Origin of the sequence: Stieleria sp. (genome assembly GCF_041595215.1) — a bacterium.
Taxonomy (GTDB): Bacteria; Planctomycetota; Planctomycetia; order Pirellulales; family Pirellulaceae; genus Stieleria; species Stieleria magnilauensis.
In genome coordinates this window covers 1-2253 of the sequence record NZ_JBFHKV010001253.1, presented here as the reverse complement: position 1 = coordinate 2253, position 2253 = coordinate 1, and the positions used below count along the sequence as shown (strand labels likewise).

Genomic DNA, 2253 nt, shown 5'->3' with positions numbered 1-2253 from the left:
CGGTGGAACATTCCATTCGATGCGATGACGCCGAGACTGGCGTGCCGTGCAAGATCCGATGCGATAAGGCGATCATCGATGAACAGCACCCGTTCGTGGTCGACATCAAAACCGTGTCGGAGTGGTCGGAGCGGAAGTTCGCTTATGCGTGCGAGGACTTCGGCTACCACATCCAGGCGGCTCATTACGCATCGATTGCGTCACAGCATTACGAGATTGACTTGCCGCTGTGGTCGGTCGTCTTTGCGGTTGTCGAGACGCAGGCACCGTATCGGGCTCGTGCGTGCATTCTGGACGCTGAGTCGATACAGAAGGGATTCGCTGAGCGGTACTCGTTGCTGTGCGAGTATCAGGACCGAATGACCAGCGGTGACTGGTCGGAGAAGGACGAGCACGAATTGACCGAGATTGTTTTGCCAAGTGTTTACCGAAAGAGAGGAAGCCATGACGACTGAGATTGCTGAAACGAAGCGAGAAATGAGCATCGCGGACAGACTGTCAAGCGAGATGTTCAAGGCGGAACTGGCCAAGGTGCTACCCCGCCACGTCACCCCCGAGCGGATGGCACGTGTTGCCCTGACCGCGTTGCGGCGGACACCGAAGCTCGCCCAATGCACGCAAGAGTCTTTCTTCAAGGCGATGCTGGATCTGTCGCAGTGGGGATTGGAGCCGGACGGGCGACGGGCACACCTGATCCCCTACGGCAAAGAATGCCAGTTGATCCTGGATTACAAGGGGATCGTCGAACTGGTTTACCGCAGTGGACAGGTTGCACGGATTCACTCCGACATCGTGCGAGACAAAGACGATTTCAAATACGACCGGGGCGAGATCGTCAAGCACGAGATTGACTTTCGCATCAAGGACCGGGGCGACATCTACGCCGTCTATTGCATCGTGACGTTTAAGGACGGGGCGGAGAAGTGCGAGGTGATGAGCACCGAGGACATCGAAGCAGTCCGCAAGCGAAGCAAGGCGAGCAACAACGGTCCGTGGCAAACCGACTGGGCAGAGATGGCGAAGAAAACCGTCTTTCGCCGTGCGTCGAAATGGTTGCCGCTCAATGCGGAGATCCGAGACGCGATGGACCGCGACGATGACGGATACGTGACGCTGGAAGCGAAATCGCAAGCGGTGCGGTCGGCCAAGGAAGTGTTGGCTGCGTTGCCGGCTGCGAACCTGGAGCATGACCAATGACCAAATACGAAGAGGCCGAACTGATCGGCGGACCCTCCTGCGGTTCGTTCGTCGCGATCCAAGCGGGCCAAGCCCAATACACCGAGATTATCGGCGGGACTTATTACCGCTGGGACCGGATTCAGTACCCCTGCGGGCGAATCGTCATGGTCCACACGCAAACGGTGCAGATGGGCAGCATGGCGAAGTATTGGAGGCGGCCGGCATGACACGACGTAAGAGAGGATCACTCGCCCTGCGCGGTTGGGAATCGACCGCGGGGGAGAAGAGCAGGCAAGCGAAGATGACCGACGCGCGGGTGCGTGTGGTCAAGCGTGGCTCATTGCCGTCGGTGAAAGTCGCGGCGGTATTGAAGGTCAGCAAGAGCACTATCAACGATGTCCGAGCGGGCAGGCGTTGGGGGCATGTGGAAGTCTAGCAATCCAAGCCCCGCGTGGGGCGGCCGGTGGCAGCTCCAGACATAAGTCTGGGGGAGCGATTTACACACCGGCTTTTTAATACAGAGGAACCGATGGACCCACAGCAAACCATCCGCGACCTGATCGCCAAGCACTCCCCCAAGGGCCGACTGAACGCGGCGGGCGTCAAGGCGATCGCGGAGCTTACATGGAGGTGCGAGGTGACGTACAGCGACGTTTTCGCCGTGGGCGGTTCCAAGCTTCGGCATGACGTTTGGCGTTCGGAAAACGACGTCGCAAAGGCGGAGATTCGGAAACAGTGGAAAACGAAAGGGACGGTCGTGATTGATCGTCTGGGAGTTGAGATGGCATGACGCTCACATTCGGCTCATTATTCGCCGGGATCGGCGGCATTGACTTAGGATTCGAACGCGCAGGCATGACCTGCAAATGGCAAGTGGAGATTGACGACTATGCAAGACGAGTGCTCGCAAAACACTGGCCCGATGTCCGACGACACGACGACGTGCGGACCTGGCCGCAGCCCGATACCGAACGGGTCGATGTCATCGCGGGAGGGTTCCCCTGCCAAGACATCAGCTATGCCGGAAAAGGGGCAGGACTCGCGGGAGAGCGGTCGGGACTGTTCTTCGAGCTT

6 protein-coding genes are annotated in these 2253 nt (G+C 58.8%); all 6 read left to right on the top strand.

Features of this window, described 5'->3' with window-relative positions; genetic code table 11:
* Positions 1 to 455 (top strand): PD-(D/E)XK nuclease-like domain-containing protein (locus tag ABX749_RS30260; protein WP_372899316.1); only part of this gene is annotated, 455 nt, incomplete at its 5' end.
* Positions 445 to 1197: a recombinase RecT gene (locus tag ABX749_RS30255; RefSeq protein ID WP_372899315.1), complete on the top strand. Its 753-nt coding sequence runs from the start codon at positions 445 to 447 to the stop codon at positions 1195 to 1197. The genes ABX749_RS30260 and ABX749_RS30255, both read left to right, overlap by 11 nt.
* Positions 1194 to 1406: a hypothetical protein gene (locus ABX749_RS30250; protein ID WP_372899314.1), complete on the top strand. Its 213-nt coding sequence runs from the start codon at positions 1194 to 1196 to the stop codon at positions 1404 to 1406. Before ABX749_RS30255 ends, ABX749_RS30250 begins: the two co-directional genes overlap by 4 nt.
* Positions 1403 to 1615, top strand: coding sequence for a hypothetical protein (locus ABX749_RS30245; RefSeq protein ID WP_372899313.1), 213 nt, complete (start codon positions 1403 to 1405; stop codon positions 1613 to 1615). The genes ABX749_RS30250 and ABX749_RS30245 overlap by 4 nt, the downstream gene beginning before the upstream one ends.
* Positions 1616 to 1708: 93 nt before the next feature.
* Entirely contained in the window at positions 1709 to 1969 is a 261-nt protein-coding gene (locus ABX749_RS30240) for a hypothetical protein (protein WP_372899312.1), read from the top strand.
* The coding region (locus tag ABX749_RS30235; protein WP_372899311.1) for a DNA cytosine methyltransferase at positions 1966 to 2253 on the top strand (288 nt) is incomplete at its 3' end. The genes ABX749_RS30240 and ABX749_RS30235, both read left to right, overlap by 4 nt.

Bases quoted from the DNA above. Each gene is read 5' to 3' on its own strand.
- ABX749_RS30250 (WP_372899314.1), top strand. From the start codon at position 1,194: ATGACCAAATACGAAGAGGCCGAACTGATCGGCGGACCCTCCTGCGGT.
- ABX749_RS30240 (WP_372899312.1), top strand. From the start codon at position 1,709: ATGGACCCACAGCAAACCATCCGCGACCTGATCGCCAAGCACTCCCCC.
- ABX749_RS30255 (WP_372899315.1), top strand. From the start codon at position 445: ATGACGACTGAGATTGCTGAAACGAAGCGAGAAATGAGCATCGCGGAC.
- ABX749_RS30245 (WP_372899313.1), top strand. From the start codon at position 1,403: ATGACACGACGTAAGAGAGGATCACTCGCCCTGCGCGGTTGGGAATCG.